The following is a 24026-nucleotide window of genomic DNA, read 5'->3' on the forward strand; positions in this document are numbered from 1 at the left end:
CGTGACCTCCGCCGTCGTCGGCGCCCCTGGCTCCGCCCGGCGCTATGTCCACTCGCTGTGGCTGCTGTCGGCGCGCGACCTCAAGGTGCGATACGCGACGAGCGCGCTCGGGTACCTCTGGTCGGTGCTCGATCCGCTCGTCATGAGCGTCATCTACTGGTTCGTCTTCACGCTCGTCTTCCAGCGGAACGGCATCGGTGGCGAGCCCTACATCGTGTTCCTCATCGCAGGTCTTCTGCCCTGGGTGTGGTTCAACTCCGCGGTGGGAGACCTCACGAAGGCCTTCAACCGCGACGCGAAGCTCGTCCGCTCCACCGCCATTCCGCGCTCGATCTGGGTCGGCCGCATCGTCCTGAGCAAAGGCATCGAGTTCGCCTTCTCGATCCCCGTGCTCATCCTCTTCGCGGTGTTCGCGGTTCCCCGAGCCGAGCTGAACCCTATGATCCTCCTCTTCCCCGTCGGCATCCTGCTGCAGGCCATCCTCCTCACCGGGCTCGGCCTCATCGTGGCACCGCTCTGCGCACTGTGGGCCGACCTCGAGCGCACCACGCGCCTCATCCTCCGCGCGCTCTTCTACGCATCGCCCATCATCTACGGGCTCGCCGATCTGCCGAGCCCGTTCCGGGAACTCGCCGTCTTCAACCCGCTGTCGGGCATCTTCGCCCTCTATCGGGTCGGTCTCTTCCCCGACCAGTGGGATGCCACGGCGGTGCTCGTCGCGGCAGTGATGTCGCTCGCCTTCCTCGCGCTGGGCCTCGTCGTCTTCCGCCGGCTCGAACCGTCGGTCCTGAAGGAGCTGTGATGGCAGAGTCGACCTCGTCGCTTCGATCCGGCGGACGGCTGTTGATCGCCGAGTTCGATTCGCCCGCGCAGGCGCGTTCCTTCGACGATCGCGATCCGGCCGTTGCGCTTCGGGAGCTGACGCAACGGCTTCGGGTCGGCATGATCGTGGCTGAGTCCGTGGTCGTCACTGACGCGATGGTCCTGGATGGGGCCTACTTTCTCGCGCTCGGTCCCTCTGGCGTCCTGCGAGATCTCGGTTTGTCCACCGTGCAGCTTCCCCTCTTGATCACTGGCCGAGCCATCTCTCTCGCGCAGGCCCTCGAAGATCGGCGCGCAGACCCTGAACATCTGTGGGCTTCGGCGGGATTCGTGCCGAGTCGACGGTGGCACCCGCCTGAATCGGTTATTCGAGTCTGGGACGAGTGGATTGACGCGGAGGAACGTGGATTACTGAGATATGAGCAACAGGAGATCAGCTCATCGACAGTGATGAGATTTGGTGATCTGCCGACGCTCAGCGCGAGCGGAAAAGCGTGCGCCGCGCGACTGCGGCGCACCGTGAAGCGCAGCGTTGCGGAAAACATGCTCCGGCTGTCTGTGTTGACCCATGAAGAGCGAGCGGTCCTTCGCGACTGGTGGAGCGATGCGTACATGCGGCTCATCGCGGAGAACGCACGCGCGGATTGGCTCTCGTTTCGCGGCTCGCACGCGTCACGACCTGAAGAACGTCAGGGCGCGGTGATGCTTGCTTTGCCGGAGAGACTCAAGACCTGGGCCGAGATGGCGACGCCCGCTGCGGTGGCAGAGGCACGCGGTTGCACAACAGCTCTTCGCAAGCGACTCGTTGAGCATCCGCGTCAGTCTTCTGTGCGATCACTCGCCTATGTCGCCATGGCCCAAGCGCCTCGGCCACGCCGCAGAAACGTTGTCATCGCTTCTTCGGTGCGCGTGCTCGTCGCGGCGATCCTGATTGTCTTCGCTCTTCCGTTCCTACCCTGGCTGGCTTCCGATGGGCCCTTCGCATGGATCGTCTTCGCGATCGTTGCGGCCACCACGATTCCATATGGTGCGATGCGAGACATCGCATTGCTCATGGTGCGTGAACCTCACGCGGTGCTCGTCTTGCATCGAGAGAACTCCGCGGCGACGGAAGGTGGACAGCGATGACTGAGGATTACACGTCTGTTTTCACGGCCCAGACGGGGCTCCACGTCGATCTCCAGATGCGAGAGGAGTCCCCACGGGAAGGTGCAACGCCCAAGCGGTGGTTTCGGCTGATCACGGGCACCGGGCGTGGAGCGGTTGTGATCGCCACGCGTCGCGACGGTGGACAGGAGCAGATTCTGCTGGTTCGCTCGTTCCGGCCCGCCGCTGAGCAGTGGTTCTGGGAGCTTCCTCGCGGATGGGCAGAACCCGAAGAGGTGCACGAAGGTATCAACACCTACGTTGAAGCCGCCCTTCGCGAATTGTTCGAAGAGACGGGAAAGTCGGCTCGCGAGCCGGTTCTCCTCGGCGAATACGTCACCGATACCGCTGTCTACCCGCAGTGCGTCGGGGTCGTTCGTTGCGCGACGACGAACGCTCCGGATTCTCCTACAGACGGAGAAGTCGCCGCGGTCCGGTGGACAGCGGCGGGTGACATCCACGGGCTGATTCGGTCGGGCGAGATTCGAGATGCGCATAGCCTCGCCGCGTTCGCATTGTGGGCAGCGTACGGCTCGGAGAGCAAATGACCGGCTCGATCGCGATCCGCGTGGCCGACCTCGGCGTGCACTTCCGACGCAGTCGACGCGGCCGGCGCAGCCTCAAGGACCTCTTCGGGGGCTCCGCCCGACGTGCGCGCCCGGGCGAGTTCTGGGCCCTCCGGAACGTGTCGTTCGACGTGCGACGGGGCGAGGCGATCGGCGTCGTGGGCCGCAACGGCCAGGGCAAGTCCACGCTCCTCAAGCTCGTCGCGGGCGTCCTGCTCCCCGATGAGGGCTCCGTGACGGTGCACGGGGGAGTGGCCCCCCTCATCGAGATCACCGGTGGCTTCGTCGGCGACCTCACGGTGCGCGAGAACGTCCGCCTGACGGCTGGGCTTCACGGCATGTCCAAGGCCGAAGTCGCCCGCCGATTCGACGACATCATCGCCTTCGCCGAGATCGAGAACTTCGTCGACACCCCTTACAAGCACCTCTCCAGCGGCATGAAGGTGCGCCTCGCCTTCGCCGTCGTCTCGCAGCTCGACGAGCCCACGCTCCTCGTCGATGAAGTTCTCGCGGTGGGAGACAAGGCGTTCCGCGAGAAGTGCTACCGCCGCATCGACGAGCTGCTCGCCGAAGGCCGCACGCTCTTCTTCGTCAGCCACAACGAGAAGGACCTGCGCCGCTTCTGCACGCGCGGTCTCTACCTCGATAAGGGCGCGCTGAAGCTGGATGCCCCGATCGGCGACGTCCTCGCGGCGTACAACTCCGACTACGCGTCGCGCTGATCGTCGGCTTTGCCGAGGTAGTCCAACCAGGATTCGTGCGATGTCAGCGAACCGAGCGCATCACGATACTCGCGCGACAGTCGCGCCCAATTGCGTCGCAGTCGCCAGTGGAGCGTGACGGTCTCGGTGAGCATCTGCCGGAACTTCGCCCGGTCGCGCGTGTAGATGTTCTTTCCCGATCCGTCCGCAGCGCTCACGAGCGCACTGTCGTAGAGCGGAAGTCGCCACCAGTTTGCATCGCCCTTGCCGAATTCGACCTCAGGTTCCTTCACATTCTCTGAGCGCGGTGCATGCATCCAGTGGGACGCCAACGTGGAGAGTGTGAACCAGCGCAGCCGGAATCCGGTAGGGCTGTCGAAGACATTCCGCTTGAGTCGCTGGTAGACCTGGCGGCCCTTGCGTGAACGCAGCACTCCATCGCTGTCCTTGTGGACGACCGTCTCCGGGAAGGATGCGGCCAACTCGCGGGCGGCAGGCATCGCGGTCGCGAGGTTTGCCCACATGTGTGCGGGGCCGGACAGCACGTCGCGCATGGCGCGGGCGCGGAGTGCGACGGGGTAGTACTGCATCATCATCAGGTGCTTGAGATCTACCCGACGACTGTGACGCAGCAGCGTACCGCCGCGATCCGAACGCGAATGCAAGAGAGCCGCCACGAGGCGGTTGCGCGCGTGGAAATATGCCTGCCAGTCGATGGCGTCGTCCTTGCCCAGCCACGACACATGCCACAGCGCGACGCCTGGCATCGAAACGGTCGGGAAGCCCGCCTCGCCCGCGCGCAAGCAGAACTCCGCGTCATCCCACTTGATGAAAGCGGGTAGCGACAGCCCCACCTCGCGGATCGCCGAGAGGGGGATGAGGCACATCCACCATCCGTTGTAGTCGGCGTCCATCCGCATGTGCAGAATCGGGGACTGCCGCAGGTTCTGGGCTCCGAAATCGTGCGGCATCTTCTCCTGGAAGAGATTGCGCCACATGAAGGGGGCATCGTCGACGACTTCTGCCCACGCGTGCAGTTTCGGGCGATCGAGGAGGTCGAACATGTGGCCGCCGACGAGCATCGGAGTGCAGGCGAACCGCGCGAACATGATCGAGCGGCGAATCGATTCCGGCTCGATGCGCACGTCGTCGTCGAGGAGCTGGACGAAGTCGCTCTCCGGACGTGCGAGCGTCTCGGACATCGCCCGAGCGAACCCTCCCGATCCGCCGAGATTCGGCTGCCGCAGGATCTCCAACTGTTCGCCCAGCCGGTCCTGCAACTCCGGAAACTCTGGCCGCTCCGACACCAACTGCGTCCCTTGATCGACCACGAAGATGCGATCGACGAGTTCGCGCACATCCTCGGCGTCGGCCAGATGCCCCAGCGTCTCCACGCAATAGTCGGGCTTGTTGTAGGTCGTGATCCCGATCGACGCCTTACCGGTGCGCGCTGGCTCGTCCGTCGTCGTCCACTCGGCGCCGGTGAACATCGCCGCGTGGTCGTCTGCAACCACGTCGAACCACACCCACCCTCCGTCGCTGTACTGGTTCAGCGCGACGTCGAAGACGGCCTCACTCACGCCCTCGACCTCACGTGTCTCGAGCCGCTGACGAATGCCGGCGCCGTTGGAGCGGTACACGAGGATCGTCGCCGTTCCCTCGGTGCGCACACGCAGCTGAACGCTGCGCACCGATGTCCAGTGCTGCCAGTACGACGCAGGGAACGCGTTGAAGTACGTCCCGAAAGACACACGTCGACCCGTCAGGATGCGTGCGCGCTCGCGCCCCAAGATGTTGCCGAGGTGTGCTCGGTTCGACACCCGCACGGCCTCCTCATCGATCGTCGACCAGGTCTCTGGGTCCACGTACAGCGGAAGGATGTCGGGGTCGCGGTCGAGGGGAAGAACGGTCTTCTGAAGAAGGTGCGCCATGTGGGGTGCTCCAAATGGGTGGGGACGAGGTGGATGGAAATCAGACCGCGGCATCCACGAGCGGCGGCATCGGCCGCCAATCGCGGTCGCGCGCGATCTTGCGCCCGTCACTCAGGCCGCGGAACAGGTGCGATGTGCCGCTGATCTTCCGCTCGACGAGGAGCAGCCGGATGATCTCCTTGCCGAAGGTGAGCGCCGTGCCGAGACCGAACGCGACCGGGTTGTAGACGCCGAGCGCCCGGTAGTAGCGCTTGATGATCGCGCGATTGCGCATGATGTAGTAGCGGTAGGCATCGCTCGACGCGTTCATGTGGCGGATGCCCATGTCCCACTGCTTGATCTCACGTGTGCGGCGCAGGACGAACTCGTTCACGATGACCGACGTCGTCACGCGCGACGCGAGCCAGCCGTAGGTCTGGTCGTCCCAGTAGATGAAGAAGCGCGGGTCGGGCAAACCGATCCGCCCGACGATGTCGCGGTGGATGAACATGCCCTCGAAGCAGCCGGAATTCATCTCCTTGTAGCCCGACGCGTCGAACCCGCTGGGGGCGAAGGGGATCGGGATGCCGAGGGGCTCGGAGATCCGGTACTGCCAGTAGAACTCGCTGCCGTCGAAGTCGTAGCGCCGCCCCTGGATCGACTTGAACCGGGGAGCCCAGGCGCCCATACGGGCCAAACCATCGGCGATCACTTCGACGTCGTCGTCCATCACCCAGATCCAGGTGGAGCCGAGCTCGTACGCGATGCGCATGCCCTCGCTGAACCCGCCCGAACCGCCCGTATTCGAGTCGAGGCGGCGGTAGACGAGCTCGGTGCCGATGATGTCACGGTAGGACTCGACGACATCCGTCGTGTCATCCGTCGACGCGTTGTCGACGATCACGAGATGACCCGGCTTCGGATCCATCGCCGTGATCGAGTCGAGGAGGCGCGTGAGCAGCGCCGAACGGTTGAACGTGACGACCGCGATCGTCGCGCTCGCGGGGTCGAACGGCGCGGCGGAGGGTGCGTCGCCGGGCGCATCACCCGAAGCGGGGCGCGGAGAAGTGGGGAGCGTCATGACCAGGAGATTCTACCCCGGCGGCAGCGACGCGACCGTCCCGCCGGTGCCGCTCGGCGCCTGCGACGGTGCGCCGGCACCCAGTCGCTCGCGCCACCCGCGGGACTGCCCGGCACGCACGGCGCACACGACGAGCAGCAGCCACCCCACCCCGAACAGCGCCACCGACTCGAACGCGCTCGTCACCGCGAGGGCGATCAGCATGAGCGGCGTCCACGCGTACACGACCGACCGCCGCTGGCTCGCATCGAGCCACGAGCGTACGAGCGCTGTGCCGCCCAGTGCGCACAGCAGCAGCAGACCCGCCCAGCCGAGCTGCACCTGGATGTCGACGTACGCGTTCAACGCCGTCGAGTGATGCTGCGCGAGCAGCTGGTTGATCGTCGCGAACGGCTGCTCAGCGACGTCCCATGAGCCGAACCACCCCCAGCCCTGCACAGGCTGACGCCCCGTGAAGTACCGCGCGAGTGCCCACAGGTTCGCTCGCATCGAGAGATCGTCGGTCGCTCCGAGCGCGTCGATGATGCGCGTGCGCTGCGTGGAGAGCACGACGCCGACGACGGCGACGAGCGCGGCGAGCGCCCACTGCACGCGCACCCGTCGCTCCGGTCGCACCGCCCGCACGAGGGCCAACGCGCCCGTCGCCGCCCCGACGACGACAGCGAGCGCGAGCACCGTCGGCGACGCCGACAGCAGCGCCAGCGCCGTCGCGAGCGACAGGGAGAACACCGACAGCCCGGGCCGCACCGAGTGCGCCCGCATCTCCACCGCGAAGGTGATGATCGCGACGACGGCGATGAACCCGAGCATGTTGCGCGTGCCGAAGATCCCCTGGATCGGCCCGAACTGCGCGAGGTTGCCCTGGATGCCGAGGAACCGCAGCGGGGTGTCGATGATCACACCGCTGAGGACCTCCAGGGCGAGCGAGAGGCCGAGCGCTCCGCGCAGCACGTCGCCGAGCGCTCGCACCGTCTGCAGCGTGTCTCGGATGTGCCCGATGACGATCGCGAGCACGGCGACCGCGAGCATCGCCGTCCACCGGGCGAAGCTCCCGAACGGATCGGTGCTCCAGAAGATGCTCGCGAACGCCCAGAGGACCAGCAGCACGAGTGTCGTCGGGACGAGGCGCAGCAGCGACACCTCGGCGCGCCGCACCACGAGGATGCCGAGTCCGATCGCGCACAGCGCGGCGATGATGGTGCGCAGCGTCACGACGCCCGCGACGCGCGAAAGGAAGTGCGCGCCGACCAGCGCGGCGAAGACCGCCAGGGTGTAAGCACGCGCGAAGTCCGCCGAGTTCAGAAGCGCGGGGATGCCGCGTGGAGCCGGGTGCCCCGGAGTGGCGGAGCCCGCGGCATCCGGGGTCATCGGGGCGTCTCGCCCTGCTCGCCGGCGAGCCGCTGCTCGCTCGCGCCCCGCCCTACGAGCGGTGCCTGCTTGATCTTGAAGGCCAGCATCACGACGAAGAACCAGCCCCAGCCGAGCAGGGGACCCGACTCGGCGAGCCCCTGCACGAGCAGGATCGCTCCGACCAGCGTCGGGATGAGCGTGATCGGCGAGTACGGGCGGTCTGCGACGAGGTCCCAGCGCGGCCGGTCGACCGCGAAGAACCACGACCGCCAGACGAACGCCAGCATCGTCACGACGATGAACAGCAGCCCGATCGCCCCGAGCTGGAAGAACACGTCCAGCCACATGTTGTGCGCCTGCATGACGGTCTGCCCGTGATCGATGATCCAGCCGTCGAAGTGCGGATCCGTCGGCACCCAGGGCGTGGAGAAGCCCCAGCCGATGACCGGATGCTGGATCGCCTTCTCCCAGACGAGGGTCCAGATCCCCTCCCGCCCGGTGAGGTCCGACGACCGGCCGAGCACCGAGAACAGGACGTCGCGTGCGAGCCACAGCGCCGTCAGTCCGCCCAACGCGACGATCGCGTACGCGATGTAGTACCGCGTGCGCTCACCCGGGCGCCGCGTCGTGCGCATGAGCAGGACCGTGACGAGCACGACCGCGACGGCGCCGGCGGCGAGCGTGGCCGTCGCGGAGCCCGCACGGACGAACAGGTACGCCGAGAGGAGGAACCACCCTGCGAGGAGCAGTCGACGCGGTGCCCGGGAGGCGAACCGCACGGCGAAGACGATCATGCCGAGAAGCGCGACATAGGCGAGCGGGTTCGCATTCCCGAAGATGCCCTGGATGCGTCCGCCGTCGAACAGGTTGTCCCGCGACCAGTAGACGATCGGGTCGTACTTCACTCCGGCTTCGGGGCGGCCGAACTCGGGCAGGATCGGCCCGCCCCAGAAGACCGACACCCACAGCTCGAAGAGGATCGAAAGCGCGAGCACCCACTTCAGCGCCGACGCGATCGCCCGCACGAGCTCGCGCCACGTCAGCACGGAGCCGACGAACATCGCCTGGACCGTCGTCGTGAGCAGGAGCAGCAGCGTGAGCGCCGTGGCTTCGGGGTAGGCCGTCCAGATGAGCGACGCGAGGGCCCAGGCGACGTAGAGCAGGGCGTACCAGGGGAGTCGACGCCACTGCACGCCGGGACGGAGGGCGAACCACAGGACGACCGAGACGACGCCCGTCACGACCGCGACGACACCCGAGACGAACGTGCCGAACGCCATCAGCCACGCGGTGCCGGCGAGGGCACTGGCGATGACGAAGATGCACCAGCCGCGCAGGAGAAGGTGTCCCGTCGTCTCGCGCACAGGGGCGTGCGGCGGTGCCGCGACGGGGTGATTCGTGTGCACGGCCATGGTCAGATCAGGCTACCGTGCAGGCGTCCTAGGCTGAGGGCATGCTCCTGCCGATCTCCAACGTCCCGCGCGCGTATTCGTGGGGGTCTCCGGACCTCATCCCCGCCCTCGTCGGGCGCGAGCCGACCGGCGAGCCCGAAGCGGAGATCTGGTACGGCGACCATCCCGGCAGCCCGTCACGGGTGACGGGTGACGGGGTGCAGCCTGGCCTACCCGGTGGTGTGGTCGGGCAGACGCTGGATGCCGCGCTCGCGGCCCTCGGCGAGCCGCCGCTGCCGTTCCTCCTGAAACTCCTCGCGGCGGGGTCGTCGCTGTCGATCCAGGCGCATCCGACGAAGACCGAAGCCGAAGCCGGATTCGCGCGGGAGGAGGCCGTCGGTGTCGCCCGCGACGCCGACGACCGGCTCTACCGCGACGACAACCACAAGCCCGAGATCATCGTTGCGCTGAGCGACGAGTTCCGCGCGCTCGTCGGCCTCCGGCCCGTCGCGCAGACGCGGCAGCTGCTCGCGCTGCTGTCGGGCGCATCGGGTGCACTGGGGGCGCCGCGCAGCGGGGGAGCGCTCGATCGCCTCGACACGCTTCTCTCCGGCGGCGACGGACGAGGTGACGAGCAGGTGCTCCGCGCGGCCCTCGCATGGGCGCTCTCCGAGGCGACACCCGACGACGTCGCACAGCTCGCCGCGGCCCTGGACGCCGCGGCGGCGGACGCGGCAGAGCGGGGCGCATTTGCAGACGAGATCGCGGTGCTGCGGGCCGCGGCATCCGACTTTCCGGGGGACCGCGGCCTCTACGTCGCGCTCCTCATGAACCTCGTCGTGCTCCGGCGTGGTGACGCCCTGTTCGCCCCCGCCGGCGTGCTCCACGCCTACCAGTCGGGGCTCGGAGTCGAGCTCATGGCGGCGAGCGACAACGTCCTGCGCGGCGGACTCACGCCCAAGCACGTCGACGTCCCGGAGCTCCTGCGGATCGTGGACGTCGAACCCGGGCCCGCACCGATCGTCGAGCCCGCGGCGGACGGCGACCACGCCGTGACCTACGACGCCGGCGTCCCCGACTTCGCGCTCACTCGTGTGGAGCTCGCGGACGACGCCGTCGCGGTCGATCTGCACGGACCCGCGATCATCCTCGCGACGCGCGGCGCCGTCCGCGTGTCCGATCACACCGGCACCGACGGCGCGGTCGCACTGCGGCCCGGCGACGCGGTCTACGTCGGCGGCGGCGCGCAGCGAGCGCGCTTCGAGGGTCGCGGCGAGGCCTTCGTCGCCCAGCCCGGCCGCCGCTGACAGCCCTCCAGGAGGCGAGGGGGACAGTGCGACACGCCGATGAGCGTGCACTGAAGGTTCGATCATGCCTTGAGGGTTTACGATCTGCGACTTGACCCCAGCGAATGACAGCGGTGTAATTATTCTCAACACGCGGACCGGCGTGAGGGGAATCAGTGGGGAGAACGACTATGACGGGTTACCGTTCCGGGGTTCCCGAGAACTGGTTCGTCGATCCGGTGAACCTGGGTGTTCCGGGCGTGAGGCGCCCGGCTCCCGTCGAGGAGGAGACCGCGCTCGCGTGGCAGGCCGACGCCCTGTGCGCGCAGACGGATCCGGAAGCCTTCTTCCCGGAGAAGGGCGGCTCGACGCGGGATGCCAAGCGCATCTGCACGTCGTGCGACGTGCGCGACCAGTGCCTCGAGTACGCGCTGCAGAATGATGAACGCTTCGGCATCTGGGGCGGTCTCAGCGAGCGCGAGCGCCGCAAGCTCAAGCGTCGCGCCTGATCTCGATCGACGGCGTGCGAATGGGGCCCGGCGGCGTGGCGGGCCTCGGGGGCGTGCACCCCGATTTAGGCTGACCTGGTCATGCCCTCCCGAGTCCACGCGCTGCTGGTCGTGCGCCCCGACGGGCGCGAGGCCGCGGACATTCGCCTGCAGCGGACGCTCACGGCGCTCCGCGCTCAGTCGCGCCCGGTGGATACGCTGACGATCGTCCTCTGCGAGACGGATGCCGCGGTCCAGGATGTCGCCCGCGCCTCCGACGCCGAAGGCGTGATCGGAGCCGACCGTCGCACGAGCTTCGCCGATGCGCTCGCGCTCGGGTCGCACCGGCTCGAAGGCGACGCGGTCTGGGTGCTGACCCACGACACCGTCCCCGATCCCGACGCGCTCACCCGCCTCGCCGGGGCGCTCGAGGCCGCGCCGTCGGTCGCGTTCGCCGCCCCCAAGCTCGTGCGCTCCGATGAGCGCGACCGCATCGTCTCGTTCGGGGTGTCGATGACGAACCTGGGTCGCACCGTGGGACTCGCCGACGGCGAGCATGACCAGGGTCAGTACGACGGGTCGGAGGACGTGCTCGGCGCGGACGTGCGCGGCATTCTCGTGCGCGCCGACGCGTGGACCGCCCTCGGGGGCGTCGACCGCGCTCTCGCGGGAGCGGATGAGGGGCTCGACCTGGGCGTGCGCGCGCGTCTGCGCGGCGGCCGCGTCGCACTCGCACCCGGCGCGGTCGTCGCCGTCTCCGCCCGGCCGGTGGCGCCGCTACGCACGGCGTACGCGGCTCGCACGGCGCAACTGCATCGTCGGCTCTCCTACGCCGCCGCGCCGCTCGTGCCGCTGCACTGGCTGACGCTGCTGCCGCTCGCTCTGCTGCGCTCTCTCGCGGCTCTCCTCGGCAAGCGTCCGGGGCAGATCCTGCCCGAGTGGGGTGCCGCGGCCACCGCGATGGTGCGCCCCGCTGCCGTGGCGCGCACGCGCCGCAGCATCCGGAGCCACCGCGCCGCGTCGTGGGCGCAGATCGCGCCGCTCCGCGTCACCGCGTCGCAGCTGCGTCACCGGCTCGACGACGATCTGCCCGTCGGGGCGGGACGCGGCGAGCTGCACTTCTTCAGCGGTGGCGGTGCGTGGATCGTGCTCGGCGCGCTCGTCGTCTCCGTCGTCTCGTTCGTGTCGCTGCTCGCGTGGCCCGTTCTCGGCGGCGGCGCGCTCGCGCCCCTGCGCGGAACGGTCGCGGGGCTCTGGGCGGATGCCGCATCCGGAGCGCGCCCGCTCGGCTGGGACACGACCGGTCCCGCAGACCCGTTCAGCGCCGTTGTGGCGCTCATCGGCACGCTGTCGCCGGCAGCCCCCTCCCGCGCGCTCGTCGTGCTGTGGGTGCTCGCGCTGCCGCTCGCGGCCCTCGGCGGCTGGTTCGCCGCGACGCGGTTCAGTGACCGCGCGATCGTGCGCGCCGTCGTCGCGGTGGGGTGGGCGCTCGCGCCCAGCCTGCTGGGCGCACTGGTCACGGGTCGGCCGGCCGTCGTGGTCGCGCACCTCGTGCTGCCGTGGCTCGTGTGGGCGGCATCCGTCGCCCACCGATCCTGGAGCACGTCGGGAGTCGCCTCGATCCTCGCCGCCATCGTGATCGCGTGTGCGCCGTCGCTCGCGCCGGCGTTCGCGATCGTCTTCGTCGTCGGCGTGATCCTCACGGCGACGGTTCTGCGCGGTCGCGGGCTCGCGCGGGTCATCTGGCTCGTCGTGCCGACGATCGTCGTGTTCGCGCCGCTCGTCTGGACACGCCTGAGCGCGGGGGAGCCCTGGGCGCTGGTGGCCGACCCGGGCGTCCCGCTCGCCGACCCCGCGGGCACCGATGTCGCGCGGCGAGCGCTGCTCGCGCTCGGGTTCCCCGGCGGCGTGACCGGGGATGTGTCCAGCGCCGACGGGTGGGGTGCTTTCCTCCCGGGCGTCGTCGCGGCCTGGACGCCGCTCCTCGTCGCGCCGGTGCTCGTGCTCGGCCTCGCCGGACTCGTGCTCGGCCGCTCGATCCCCGCCCTCGTGCTCGCGATCACGGCCCTCACGGGACTCGGGACCGCCGCCGCCGCGATCGGGGTGGCCGTGGCATCCGACGGTCCGGATGCCGTGACGCTCTTCCCCGGCGCGGCGCTCAGCCTGACCTGGATCGCGGCGCTGTGCGCAGCGGCGCTCGCCCTCGACGCGATCCCCGGTGCGGAGCGCGCCGGCGCGCGCGTGCGCGGGACGCTCGCCGTCATCACGATGGCCACGCTCGCGCTGAGCGCCGTGCCCGCGCTGACGGCTCCGCTGCGCGGCGCCGCCGCGATCACCGAAGGCACGACGAGCACCCTCCCCGCGTACGTCGAGGCGGAGGGACGCGGCGGACTGTCGACGGCGACCTTCGTCATGGCCCCGACCGCCGACGGCGCGGTGGTCGCCGACGTCGTGTGGGGCGAGACGGCCTCTCTCGGCGGCCAGACCACTCTCCGCACGGCTCGTTCGGCCCCGGACGCCGGTGACGAACGCACCGCGGCTCTCGTCGCCGCGCTCGTCGCCGACCCCGACGGGTCGGCGGTGGCCGACCTCGCGGCGCACGGCATCGCCTTCGTCGTGCTCGGGGACGGCGCCGACTCGGATGCCGCGCGCGCGTTCCGTCTCGTCGCCGAGACCGCCCTCGATCAGCGCGCCGATCTCGAAGTCGTCGGGGAGACGGCGAAGGGAAAGCTGTGGCGGATCACGGGCACGGTCGCTGACCGCCCCGACGCGCACGCGGGTGACGCGTGGCGCACCGCGCTCGTGCAGGCGGGAGTCGTGATCGCTGCGCTCCTGTTGGCGCTACCGACGCGGCGATCGCTGGAGGAAGCACGCCGTCGCCCGCGGGTCGTGGGAAGGTCGAGACGGACCCGGCGCTCGCCGCGCCCGCCGCGTCAGCCGGCGCGTCGCGTCACCGACGCGACCACCGCCACGACGACGGACCGAGACGATGCGGGGGAGAGCTGATGCGTCTGAGTCCCGCGCGTGCGGCGCAGATCACCGGTGGAGCAGTCCTCGCCGCGGCCGTCGTCGTCGGCGCCGGAGCCGCCGTCTTCGCCCCACTGCCCGGGCGCACGCACGACCCGATCCGCGTGCAGGCCCAGCCCCCCGCAGCGCCGGCCGTCGCCGTGTGCAGCGGCCCTCTGCTCGCCGCAGGACGCGATGCCACGCAGGCATCGCTCCTCGGCGATGGCGCCCCGCAGCAGATCACCGTCGGGGCGACAGCGGGCGCCGATCTCGCGGACACGCTCCTCACCCCCGCCGATGTCAGCGGGGGAGGGGGGCCCGCCGTCGAGACGGCGACGCCACCCGCGTCATCATCCGACCCCGCCGACCTCGCAGTCGCGGGATCAGCGCAGGTCGCGGCGTCCGATCTCACCGGATTCGCCGCCGAGGCCTGCACGCGTCCCTCCATGGAGTCGTGGCTCGTGGGCGGGTCGGGGACGACGGGCGCCGGCGACCTCGTCGTGCTCGCCAATCCCGGCGATGTCGCCGCCCAGGTGACGCTCGCGGTCTACGGCGCGACGGGCGCGCAGACGCCGGCGGCCGGGAAGAACATCGTCGTCCCGGCGCGGACGCAGCGGGTCATCCCGCTCGCCGCCATCGCGCTCGGCGAGGAGAATCCCGTTGTTCGCGTCACCTCCGCGCAGGCGCCCGTTCGGGCGTCGCTGCAGGCGACGCTCACGCGCGTGCTCAACCCGGGCGGCGTCGATCAGATCGCCGCGCTCGGTGCGCCGACGACCGACCTCGTCATCCCCGCCGTCCCCGTCACTGTGCCGCCGGGGGACCCCGGTGCGAGCAACACGCCGACGAGCCTGTACCTCCTCGCTCCCGCCGCTGCGGGCGAGGCCACGGTGACGGTGACGGGCGACGGCGGGGCCGTGGCATCCACCCAGACCCTTCCGCTCCTCGCGGGAATCCCGCTGACGCTCGACCTCGGCAGCCTCGCCGTCGGCACCTACACGGTGTCGATCACGGCGACGACGCCCGTCACGGGCGCCGTGTGGACGACGACGGGGTTCGGCGCGGGCAGCGACTTCGGCGTCTTCACACCGACGGAGGTGCTCAGCTCCGCCACGCTCGCGGCGGTCGCGGAGGGACCGTCGCCGCAGTTGTCGCTCGTCGGCGCGGCCGCGGGAGGAGCGACCGTCACGATCGAGCGTCTCGACGGGAGCGACGCGCAGCAGATCACTGTTCCCGAGGGGCGAACAGTCCGAGTGCCGGTCGAGGGCGGCACCGTCTACCGCGTCACCCCGACCGGCAGCGTGCGCGCCTCGGTCGCCTATTCCGGTGCGGGAGCCGTGGCGGGGTATCCGATCGCGGCGGGGGATGCCGCTGCCGCCGCGATCGAGGTCTATCCGCGCTGACGCGCCTCGCGTCGGTCGGGGTCCCGGCTCAGAAGTAGCGGAAGCGCTCGGGGCCGAGGTCCCAGGGGTCGCGGTCGAGGTACTCGGCCGCCGCGCGGAAGACCGCGCCTTCGATCATCATCCGCCGGTGCAGATCGTCCTCGCGGTGCAGGTGCGACAGGCGCTCGATCGGCAGACGATAGAGCACGATGCGCTGTTGGTCGGGATGGATGCTCCAGCGCGGGATGCCGTCGTCATCGGATGCCGCCGGCATCGCACCCACCTCGAAGCTCACGTCGCGCAGTTCCGGCCAGGCACTGCGGAGGAACTCCGCCGCCGAGCCGACGGCGAAGTCGAATCGCTCCTCGCGCGTCTCCAGCGGCAGGAGCGGTGGGCGCACGACGGGGCTCCGATCCTGCCGTCCGTGCCGTCCGTGTCGAGCGGGACGGCGCACCGACGTCGTCGCCGCGCGTCGCCTCACCATGAGTCAAGTCTAGGTCGGCCTCCGTCGGCGCGGCATCCACCGCTCGCGCTCGCGCCGCGACTACCGTGAGATCGATGCGAACCAGACTGTGCTCGAAGGTGGGCTGCGCCCGCGAAGCGGTGACGACCCTCACCTACGACTACGGTGACCAGATGGCGGCGCTCGGCCCCTTGGGAGCCGCGGGCGACCCGCACGCGCACGACCTCTGCCGTGTGCACACCGATCGTCTGTCGGTGCCGAAGGGGTGGATGGTCGTCCGCCACGAGACGCTGCGCGTCTGAGCGCCCTGATGCACCGTGGCCAAGTGCGACAATGACGGGATGCCGCACACCGCCACCGCCCGCGACTTCGTCGTCGCCGACCTGAACCTCGCCGCGGCGGGCCGTCACCAGCTGCGCCTCGCCGAGAACGAGATGCCCGGTCTCATGGCGCTGCGGGAGGAGTACGGTCCGGCGCAGCCGCTCGCCGGCGCCCGCATCGCCGGCTCGTTGCACATGACGGTGCAGACGGCTGTGCTCATCGAAACGCTCGTCGCGCTGGGCGCACAGGTGCGGTGGGCGTCCTGCAACATCTTCTCGACGCAGGACGAGGCGGCCGCGGCGGTCGCGGTGGGCCCCGACGGCACGCCCGACGAGCCCCGCGGCATCCCGGTCTTCGCCTTCAAGGGCGAGACGCTCGAGGAGTACTGGCAGCTCGCCGACCGCATCTTCGACTGGTCGGCCGAGGGCTTCGACGGACCGAACCTCATCCTCGACGATGGCGGCGACGCAACCCTGCTCGTCCACAAGGGCGTCGAGTTCGAGGCCGTCGGCGCCGTGCCCGAGCCCACAGACCGCGACAGCGCCGAATACCGGATCGTGCTGGACACCCTGCGCGCCTCACTCGCGCGCGATCCGCAGCGGTTCACGCGCATGGCGGCGGGCATCCTCGGAGTGACGGAGGAGACGACGACGGGCGTGCACCGGCTGTACGAGCTGGACGCCGCCGGGAAGCTCCTCTTCCCCGCGATCAACGTCAACGACTCGGTGACGAAGTCGAAGTTCGACAACAAGTACGGCATCCGCCATTCGCTGCCCGACGGCATCAACCGCGCCACCGACGTCCTCATCGGCGGCAAGGTCGCGTTCGTCGTCGGGTACGGCGACGTCGGCAAGGGGGCCGCGGAGGCGCTGCGCGGTCAGGGCGCACGCGTCATCATCGGCGAGATCGACCCGATCTGCGCACTCCAGGCCGCAATGGACGGCTTCCAGGTCGCACGCCTCGACGACGTCGCGGGAGAAGTCGACATCCTCATCACGGGCACCGGCAACACGCGGGTCGTCACCACCGAGAATCTGCGGGCGCTCAAGCACCTCGCGATCGTCGGCAACATCGGGCACTTCGACGACGAGATCGACATCGCCGGTCTCGAGGCGCTGCCCGGCGTCGACAAGGTCGAGATCAAGCCGCAGGTGCACGAATACCGGATGCCTGGCGGCACGAGCATCCTCGTGCTCTCCGAGGGCCGCCTGCTGAACCTCGGCAACGCGACCGGGCACCCCTCTTTCGTCATGAGTGCTTCGTTCACCAATCAGGTGCTCGCCCAGCTCGAGCTGTACACGAACTCGGCAGAGTATCCGGTCGGCGTGTACGTGCTGCCGAAGATTCTCGACGAGAAGGTCGCCCGCCTGCACCTCGATGCCCTGGGCGTGCGTCTGACGGCGCTGACGGCGGAGCAGGCCGCCTACATCGGAGTTCCCGTCGACGGGCCGTACAAGCTCGATCACTACCGTTACTGATGCGTCCGATCAACGATTCGTGAAATCACCCGGACACGTTCCTGGGAATGCGCTGAGGGTGCAGTAAGTTCACGGATGCCGGTCCCCCCGGCGTCTTCTGAGGAGAGAGAACTTCATGAGCGGTCTTCTGCGCAATGCGCTTGCCGAGTTCGTCGGCACCTTCATCTTCGTGTTCGCGATCATCGGTGCCGTGAACAGCGGCAGCGCACTGACCCCCCTCGCCATCGGCTTCGCGCTGATGGTGATGGTCTTCGCGACCGGTCACATCTCCGGTGCGCACCTGAACCCGGCGGTCTCGCTGGGTGCCTGGATCCGCGGCGCGATCTCCGCCGTCACGTTCGCGACCTACGTGGTCGTGCAGCTCATCGCCGGTGCGCTCGCGGCGCTGCTCAGCTTCGTGCTGTGGCCGGCTGCCGACGCGCCGGTGGCGATCGAGGTCGGCCCTGCCTTCCTGGTCGAGGCGCTCTGGACATTCGTCCTCGTCTACGTCGTGCTGAACGTCGCCACGAGCAAGGCGAACGTCAACAACTCGTTCTACGGACTCGCGATCGGCTCGACGGTGTTCGTCGGCGCCGTCGCGGTGGGCGGCGTCTCCGGCGGCGGGTTCAACCCGGCCGTCGCGCTCGGCCTGTCCATCACGGGTGCGTTCGACTTCGCGGCCTACTGGCTGTACCTGCTCGCGCCGCTCGTGGGCGGTGCCGTCGCCGCGCTCGTCTTCCGCGCGCTCAACAGCGACGACCGGCTCCCGGCGCTCGAGGGCTGATCGGGTCGGCAACCAGTCGACGACGGGGCGGGTGCTGCGGCATCCGCCCCGTTCCGTGTCTCGAGGCGCCGACACCACGCATCTCCGGCGCAGTCACAGGAGCGTCCGATACTGTAGAGCTGCGTCCGCACGGGCGCCCGGCGCCCGGACCCGATCCGGCCGCGCCCCGGTCTTCCGAAGGACGTATCCGCCCCTATGACCTCTCGCATCCTGGTCGTCGACGATGACACCGCGCTCGCTGAGATGATCGGCATCGTGCTGCGCACAGAAGGCTTCGAGCCGGTGTTCTGCGCCGACGGAGCCGTGGCTGTCGACGCCTGGCGCTCGGAGAAGCCCGATCTCGTGCTCCTGGACCTCATGCTGCCCGGGCTGGACGGCATCGAGATCTGCACCCGTATCCGCGCCGAATCGGGGGTGCCGATCATCATGCTGACGGCGCGGACCGACACCGCCGACGTCGTCCGCGGGCTCGAATCGGGCGCAGACGACTACATCGTGAAGCCGTTCAACCCCAAGGAGCTCGTCGCACGCATCCGCACGCGGCTGCGCCCGGGCGCGGTGACGGAGAGCGAGACGCTGCGGGTGGGCGACGTCGTCGTGGATGTCGCCGCGCACGAAGTGCGTCGGGGCGATGCCGCGATCGCGCTCACCCCGCTCGAGTTCGAGCTGTTGGTGGCCCTCGCGTCCAAGCCGCAGCAGGTCTTCTCGCGCGAGATGCTGCTCGAGCAGGTCTGGGGCTACCACTACAAAGCGGACACGCGGCTCGTGAATGTGCACGTGCAGCGGCTGCGCGCCAAGGTCGAGATCGACCCCGACAACCCCAAGATCGTCATGACCGTTCGGGGCGTCGGCTATCGCGCCGGCGCGGTGGTCTGAGGCGCGCACCGTGGCATCGACCGCGTCGGTCGCGGCGGCCGTGCCGGTCTCGGCGGGCTGGCGGGACTGGCGTGCGTGGCCACGCCGGGTGACGCAGCTGTGGCGCAGCTCGCTGCGTTTCCGCACCCTTGTGATCACGCTGGGACTCACGGCCTTCGCGATCATCGGCGGGTTCGTGACGATGGCACTCGCGATCCAGAACGATCTCTTCGAGTCGCGTGTCAACCAGGTGCAGGCGGCCGTCGGGCGGGCGACCGCGACCGCGCAGGACACTCTCGGGGCCGCGCAGGTGGACGGAGATTCGGCGGCGCTCGAGGCGCTCATGTCGGCGGTGCTGACCTCTCTCACGCGGCAATCGGGCACCGACATGATTGCGGCTTACCGCGTGTCGAACGAACCGTCCGCGCTCGCGCCGCAGGACTTCAACAAGGGCGGCCTGGAAGCCGACATGATCACGCCCGGCATGCGCACGATGGTGCAGCGCGATGCCGAGCAGCGATGGTGGCAGTCGATCGCGTTGCCGACAGCGCAGGGAACGGCGCCAGGAGTCGTCATCGGACAGCAGCTCATCTTCCCCGAGGTCGGCGCCTACGAGTTCTACTTCGCCTACGACCTCGCGCCGGAAGCGGCGACGCTGCGCTTCGTCCAGGTGACGCTGTGGCTCGTGGGAGGAGCGCTGATCCTCCTGATCGGCGCGATCTCGTGGTTCGTGTTGCGCACGATCACCGTGCCCATCGCCCAGGCCGCCGAAACGAGTGCGACGCTCGCGGCGGGGGACCTGGGCGTGCGGCTGCCGGTGCGCGGCGACGACGAGTTCGCGACCCTCGGACGGTCCTTCAACGCCATGGCCGATTCGATCGAGTCGCAGATCAAGGAGCTCGCCGAGCTATCCCTCGTGCAGCAGCGCTTCGTCTCCGACGTCTCCCACGAGCTGCGGACACCGCTGACGACCATCCGGCTCGCGAGCGACATGCTGAACGACCAGCGTGAGAACTTCGATCCGACCACGGCGCGCGCGGCGGAGCTTCTGCACGCTCAGGTGCAGCGGTTCGAAGTGCTCCTCACCGATCTCCTCGAGATCAGCCGGTACGACGCAGGGTCGGTGCAGCTCGAGAACGAGCCCACGAGCCTTGCCCACCTCGCAGAGGATGTCATCGCGTCGATGCAGCAGCTTGCCGATCAGCACGGTACGGACGTGCGCCTCGTCGCCCCGGGCGGATATTCCCCCGTGGACATGGACCCGCGCCGGGTGCGCCGCATCGTCCGCAATCTTCTCGGCAATGCGATCGAGCACGGAGAAGGGCGGCCCATCGTCGTCTCGGTCGACAGCGATCAGAACGCCGTCGCGCTGGGTGTCCGTGATTTCGGCCTCGGCATGACGGCGGACGACAGTGCGCGAGTGTTCGACCGGTTCTGGCGGGCCGATCCTTCGCGCAAGCGCACAATCGGCGGAACCGGGCTCGGCCTGTCGATCGCGCTCGGCGACGCGCGGCTGCACGGCGGGACGCTCGCCGTGTGGTCCGAGCCCGGGCGCGGCACGAACTTCGTGCTGACGCTGCCGAGACACGGGCAGCCGGTCGGCGCGGCATCCCCGATCCCCATCGATCCAGGCGACGACGGCGCACCGCTCGACGACCTCGGACTCACGCAGCCGATCGCGGTGCCACCCGGACGAGTGAAGGGGACGTCATGATCCGTGTCGGAATCCGCGCGGCCGTCGCCGCGCTCGCAGCAGCCGCCGTCGCGGTGACGCTCACCGCGTGCGGGGCGCTGCCGACATCGGGCCCCGTCAATGCGGGGCAGCCCATCGCCGACGACTCCTCGGCCGGTGACCTCGTCTTCCTTCCCGACGCTCCGGCGAAGGACGCCACGCCGCAGCAGATCGTCGAGGGCTTCATCGCGGCGGGATCGGGTCCGCGCGATAACTGGGCTATCGCGCACCTGTACCTCGCACCGGAGTTCTCCTCGGAGTGGGATCCACGCGAAGGCGTCGCCGTCTACGACCCGGGCGAGCGCGCCCTCACTGAGACGGCGGAGGACGAGTTCGTCCTCTCCCTGACCCCGTCGGCTTACGTCGACGCGACGGGGGAGATGTCGGCGACGGGGGAGGGCACGGCGCTCGAGCTCACCTTCCAGCTCGCCCAGCAGGCCGACGGCCAGTGGCGCATCACGCAGGCGCCTCAGGGGATCATCCTCGACCGCAACCGCTTCGTCACGGTCTTCGGCTCGTACTCGCTGCAGTTCTTCGACCCGACGTGGACCTACCTCGTTCCAGACGAGCGCTGGTTCCCGCGGCAGTATGCCGCGACCCGCATCGCCGCGGAACTCGTCAACGGGGGCCCGAGCCCGTGGCTCGCGGGCGCGGTCGCGACGGCGTTCACCGACGCGGCGCGCCTCGCGACGCTGTCGGTGCCGCAGCAACTGGGGGTCGCCGCCGTCTCGCTGCAGGAAGGCGCCCGCAGCCTCGACCGCACGACGCTGGACCGTATGCAGACGCAGCTCGAGGCGTCCCTGACACAGGCGCGCGTCGATCAGGTCGACATGCTCGTCGACGGTCAGGTGCTCACCGCCGAGGCGCTCACCCCGCGTCCCACACGAGTCGACACCAACCCGCTCGTGCGCACCGCCGACGACTTCGGTTTCCTCGCGGGCGGCGCGGTCGTCGAGATCCCTGGCCTGTCGAAGTCGATCCTGGCGCTCGAGGCGACCGACATCGAAGTCGACGCCGATCACACGCTCGCCGCCGTGCGGGATGCCAACGGCACCGTCCTGCGCGTCGACGCCGACGGCGCCGACCGGGTCGATCTGCGGCCCGGGCTGCTGCCGCCCTCCATCGACCCCGCGGGGTACGTCTGGTCGGTGCCGCAGTCCTCTCCTGGCGCGGTGATCGCCTACGGCCCGGATGCCGCTCAGGTCGCGATCGCCTCCGCGTGGCCGGGTGCGTCGCAGATCCTCGCCCAGCGCGTCTCGCGTGACGGTACGCGGCTGGCCGCGGTCGTGCGGGATGGCGACCGCTACGCGCTGTGGGTCGCGGGAATTCTTCGCGACCGCGCACAGGCGCCGACGGGATTGGGCGAGAAGAAGGTGCTCGCGATCCTGCCCGGTCCGTCGACGGCCCTCACCTGGACCGGATCGAACGACCTCGCACTCACCACGACCGTGCAGGGTGACGCCCGCCTGTTCACGCAGGAAGTCGGAGGTTTCTCCTCCGCGTCACAACGCGTCGTGACGAATGTGACAACGGTCGCGGGCGGCGTGCAGTCGGGCGGGATCCGCGTGCGCGATACGGCCGGTGAGCTCTACGCTCCGCGCGGATCGAACTGGCAGCAGCTGGCGTCCGGAATCCTCGTGCTCGCGGTGCAGCAGGGCGCGCCGCGCTGATCCCTGTCCACAGGGGCAGAATGCGTCTCCACAGAAGCACTCCGCGTACTCCCCACGTGGATGCCGCGCGGGCACCATGATCCGATGACCTTCTCGTCTGCGACTCCCACCCCGGCCGCACAGACCGTGCGCGAGGCGCTCAGCGCCGCACTCTCGCTCGTGTTCCCGACCTGGTGCGCTGGGTGCGACGCGCCCGACACGCCGCTGTGCGCGGCGTGTCGCGAAGCGCTCATGCCCCACGTGCGGGCTCGCCGGACGGGCGGTCTGCGGGTCTGGTCCGGTCTCGCATTCGAGGGCGTCGCCGCCCGCACTCTGCGGGCGGCGAAGGAGGACGGCCGCACGGGGCTGCTGCGCGCGCTCGCCCCCGCCCTCGCCGCCTCCGTCGCCGCAGCGCTCGCTGCGTCGACGGCCGGTCCGGTCGCGCTCGTCCCGGTCCCGACGTCTCCGGGGGCGATGCGGCGCCGCGGATACCGGGTCGTCGAGACGATCGCGCGGCGCGCGGACCTCCCGTTCCGGCGGCTCCTCGCCGCCGGAACGGGAGCGGCCGATCAGCGCCGGCTCGGTCGCGCGGAGCGCGCGCAGAACGTCGCGGGTGTGATGCACGCGCAGCCCGCGCGCGGGCTGCGCGTGATCGTGCTCGACGATGTCGTGACGACGGGGGCGACGTTGGGCGAGGCGGAGCGGGCGCTGACGGCGGCGGGCGCCCGCGTGCTCGGCGCGGCGACCGTGGCATCCACCCCCCGCCGCAGAGGTGAGTCATAGCGTCGTGAGGGGTTTGTCACGGGAATGACAGGTGACATCTCGGGGGCGTCCCGATAGCGTGGGAGGGACCAAGGCGAACTCAGGTTCTCGCTTGACCGGGAGGACCGGAACAAGGAGGTCAAGGATGGAAACCAGCATCGTCGGCGTGGGTGTGAGCGTGTCGGACAGGTTCCGCACCGTCGCCGAAGAGAAGTCCGTCCGCATCGAGAATCTCGCGCCGCGTGCGCAGCGTCTCGATGTCAAGGTCACCCACCGTGCGTACCACAACGGCTCCCGTGAGGACGAGACGGTCGAGCTCACCGTGACCGGCAAGGGGCCGGTCGTTCGCGCCGAGGCGACGGACGGTGACAAGTTCGTCGCCCTCGACCTCGCGGTCGACAAGCTCGCCGAGCAGCTGCGTCGCGCAAAGGACAAGCGCGTCGACGCGCGCAACCACCCGCGCGGAGCCAAGCTCGACAAGGGCAGCGGCTCGCTCGCGGGCATCGATCTGCAGCCGGCCTCGGTCGATGTGCTGCGCGCGGTCGCAACCGGCGAGGTCCCGGTCGTCGGCGAGAGCGATGCCGACGAGGAGTACACGCCCGTCGTCATCCGCACCAAGAACTTCGATGCCGAGTGGATGACGGTCGAGGAGGCTGTCGATCGGATGGAGCTCGTCGGACACGACTTCTTCCTCTTCATCGATGCCCGCACCGACCACCCGAGCGTCGTCTACCGCCGCAAGGGGTGGGATTACGGTGTCATCTCGCTGACCGCGAGCGCGCCGCCCGTGGCCGCGGAGGAACTCGCCTCCTGATGCGTTGACGGCCCGCTCCCCGGCGCGGGCTCAGCACGATCGCAGAAGCGCAACAGAATCGGA

Annotated in this window: 21 protein-coding genes; 16 read left to right on the forward strand and 5 right to left on the reverse strand. The window is 69.6% G+C overall.

The annotated features are described in order from the left end of the window. Position 1 precedes the first annotated feature (1 nt). The 4 genes from WFI52_RS04660 (at position 2) to WFI52_RS04675 (ending at position 3256) form a co-directional block, all read left to right on the forward strand. Positions 2-802 carry an ABC transporter permease gene (locus WFI52_RS04660; RefSeq protein ID WP_336625889.1) on the forward strand — a complete coding sequence of 267 codons (801 nt, stop codon included), beginning with the start codon at positions 2-4 and terminating at the stop codon, positions 800-802. Then, positions 802-1950, forward strand: a complete 1149-nt coding sequence (locus tag WFI52_RS04665; protein ID WP_336625888.1) for a hypothetical protein — start codon at positions 802-804, stop codon at positions 1948-1950. Before WFI52_RS04660 ends, WFI52_RS04665 begins: the two co-directional genes overlap by 1 nt. A gap of 137 nt (positions 1951-2087) precedes the next feature. After that, positions 2088-2516, forward strand: coding sequence for an NUDIX hydrolase (locus WFI52_RS04670; RefSeq protein WP_336625887.1), 429 nt, complete (start codon positions 2088-2090; stop codon positions 2514-2516). Beyond that, entirely contained in the window at positions 2513-3256 is a 744-nt protein-coding gene (locus tag WFI52_RS04675; RefSeq protein ID WP_336625886.1) for an ABC transporter ATP-binding protein, read from the forward strand. Before WFI52_RS04670 ends, WFI52_RS04675 begins: the two co-directional genes overlap by 4 nt. Here WFI52_RS04675 and WFI52_RS04680 read toward each other — a convergent pair. Genes WFI52_RS04680 through WFI52_RS04695 form a run of 4 tightly spaced genes read right to left on the reverse strand, consistent with a single transcriptional unit; the run spans position 3241 to position 8988 of the window. Further along, entirely contained in the window at positions 3241-5166 is a 1926-nt protein-coding gene (locus tag WFI52_RS04680; RefSeq protein ID WP_336625885.1) for a glycosyltransferase, read from the reverse strand. The two genes, WFI52_RS04675 and WFI52_RS04680, sit on opposite strands and share 16 nt — an antisense overlap. 40 nt (positions 5167-5206) lie before the next feature. Next, positions 5207-6226 (reverse strand): glycosyltransferase, encoded by a 1020-nt coding sequence (locus tag WFI52_RS04685; RefSeq protein ID WP_336625884.1) that lies wholly within the window; start codon positions 6224-6226, stop codon positions 5207-5209. A 12-nt stretch (positions 6227-6238) separates the two neighbouring features. Then, a complete protein-coding gene (locus WFI52_RS04690) occupies positions 6239-7594 on the reverse strand; it encodes an O-antigen ligase family protein (protein WP_336625883.1) in 1356 nt (451 codons plus the stop codon). Beyond that, entirely contained in the window at positions 7591-8988 is a 1398-nt protein-coding gene (locus WFI52_RS04695; protein ID WP_336625882.1) for an O-antigen ligase family protein, read from the reverse strand. Before WFI52_RS04695 ends, WFI52_RS04690 begins: the two co-directional genes overlap by 4 nt. 41 nt (positions 8989-9029) lie before the next feature. Between WFI52_RS04695 and manA the strand changes: the two genes are divergently transcribed. From manA to WFI52_RS04715, 4 genes are all read left to right on the forward strand, one after another. Further along, positions 9030-10274, forward strand: a complete 1245-nt coding sequence (gene manA / locus WFI52_RS04700; RefSeq protein ID WP_336625881.1) for a mannose-6-phosphate isomerase, class I — start codon at positions 9030-9032, stop codon at positions 10272-10274. A gap of 170 nt (positions 10275-10444) precedes the next feature. Further along, positions 10445-10762, forward strand: coding sequence for a WhiB family transcriptional regulator (locus WFI52_RS04705; protein ID WP_336625880.1), 318 nt, complete (start codon positions 10445-10447; stop codon positions 10760-10762). An 81-nt stretch (positions 10763-10843) separates the two neighbouring features. Further along, complete coding sequence (locus WFI52_RS04710) at positions 10844-13747, forward strand: glycosyltransferase family 2 protein (protein ID WP_336625879.1); 2904 nt, start codon at positions 10844-10846, stop codon at positions 13745-13747. Then, positions 13747-15147, forward strand: coding sequence for a DUF5719 family protein (locus WFI52_RS04715; protein ID WP_336625878.1), 1401 nt, complete (start codon positions 13747-13749; stop codon positions 15145-15147). The genes WFI52_RS04710 and WFI52_RS04715 overlap by 1 nt, the downstream gene beginning before the upstream one ends. A gap of 28 nt (positions 15148-15175) precedes the next feature. Here the strand turns inward: WFI52_RS04715 and WFI52_RS04720 are convergent, their stop codons facing one another. Beyond that, the gene (locus WFI52_RS04720; RefSeq protein ID WP_336625877.1) at positions 15176-15610 is read right to left on the reverse strand and encodes a metallopeptidase family protein; all 435 of its coding nucleotides are present in this window, start codon (positions 15608-15610) and stop codon (positions 15176-15178) included. A 74-nt stretch (positions 15611-15684) separates the two neighbouring features. Between WFI52_RS04720 and WFI52_RS04725 the strand changes: the two genes are divergently transcribed. From WFI52_RS04725 to hpf, 8 genes are all read left to right on the forward strand, one after another. Beyond that, on the forward strand, positions 15685-15891 hold the full coding sequence (locus WFI52_RS04725; RefSeq protein ID WP_336625876.1) for a DUF3499 family protein: 207 nt from the start codon (positions 15685-15687) through the stop codon (positions 15889-15891). Between the two features lie 39 nt (positions 15892-15930). After that, positions 15931-17388, forward strand: a complete 1458-nt coding sequence (ahcY, locus tag WFI52_RS04730; RefSeq protein WP_336625875.1) for an adenosylhomocysteinase — start codon at positions 15931-15933, stop codon at positions 17386-17388. Between the two features lie 115 nt (positions 17389-17503). Next, entirely contained in the window at positions 17504-18151 is a 648-nt protein-coding gene (locus WFI52_RS04735; RefSeq protein WP_336625874.1) for an MIP/aquaporin family protein, read from the forward strand. A gap of 195 nt (positions 18152-18346) precedes the next feature. Continuing rightward, positions 18347-19027 (forward strand): MtrAB system response regulator MtrA, encoded by a 681-nt coding sequence (gene mtrA, locus WFI52_RS04740; protein ID WP_336625873.1) that lies wholly within the window; start codon positions 18347-18349, stop codon positions 19025-19027. Positions 19028-19037: 10 nt separating this feature from the next. Continuing rightward, a complete protein-coding gene (gene mtrB / locus WFI52_RS04745; RefSeq protein ID WP_336625872.1) occupies positions 19038-20720 on the forward strand; it encodes an MtrAB system histidine kinase MtrB in 1683 nt (560 codons plus the stop codon). Further along, positions 20717-22408 carry an LpqB family beta-propeller domain-containing protein gene (locus WFI52_RS04750; protein ID WP_336625871.1) on the forward strand — a complete coding sequence of 564 codons (1692 nt, stop codon included), beginning with the start codon at positions 20717-20719 and terminating at the stop codon, positions 22406-22408. The genes mtrB and WFI52_RS04750 overlap by 4 nt, the downstream gene beginning before the upstream one ends. Before the next feature lie 84 nt (positions 22409-22492). Beyond that, positions 22493-23170: a ComF family protein gene (locus WFI52_RS04755; protein WP_336625870.1), complete on the forward strand. Its 678-nt coding sequence runs from the start codon at positions 22493-22495 to the stop codon at positions 23168-23170. A 124-nt stretch (positions 23171-23294) separates the two neighbouring features. Continuing rightward, positions 23295-23963: a ribosome hibernation-promoting factor, HPF/YfiA family gene (gene hpf / locus WFI52_RS04760; RefSeq protein WP_336625869.1), complete on the forward strand. Its 669-nt coding sequence runs from the start codon at positions 23295-23297 to the stop codon at positions 23961-23963. Positions 23964-24026: the final 63 nt, after the last annotated feature.

The sequence above is a fragment of the Microbacterium sp. MMO-20 genome (genome assembly GCF_037147735.1).
Lineage (GTDB): Bacteria > Actinomycetota > Actinomycetes > Actinomycetales > Microbacteriaceae > Microbacterium.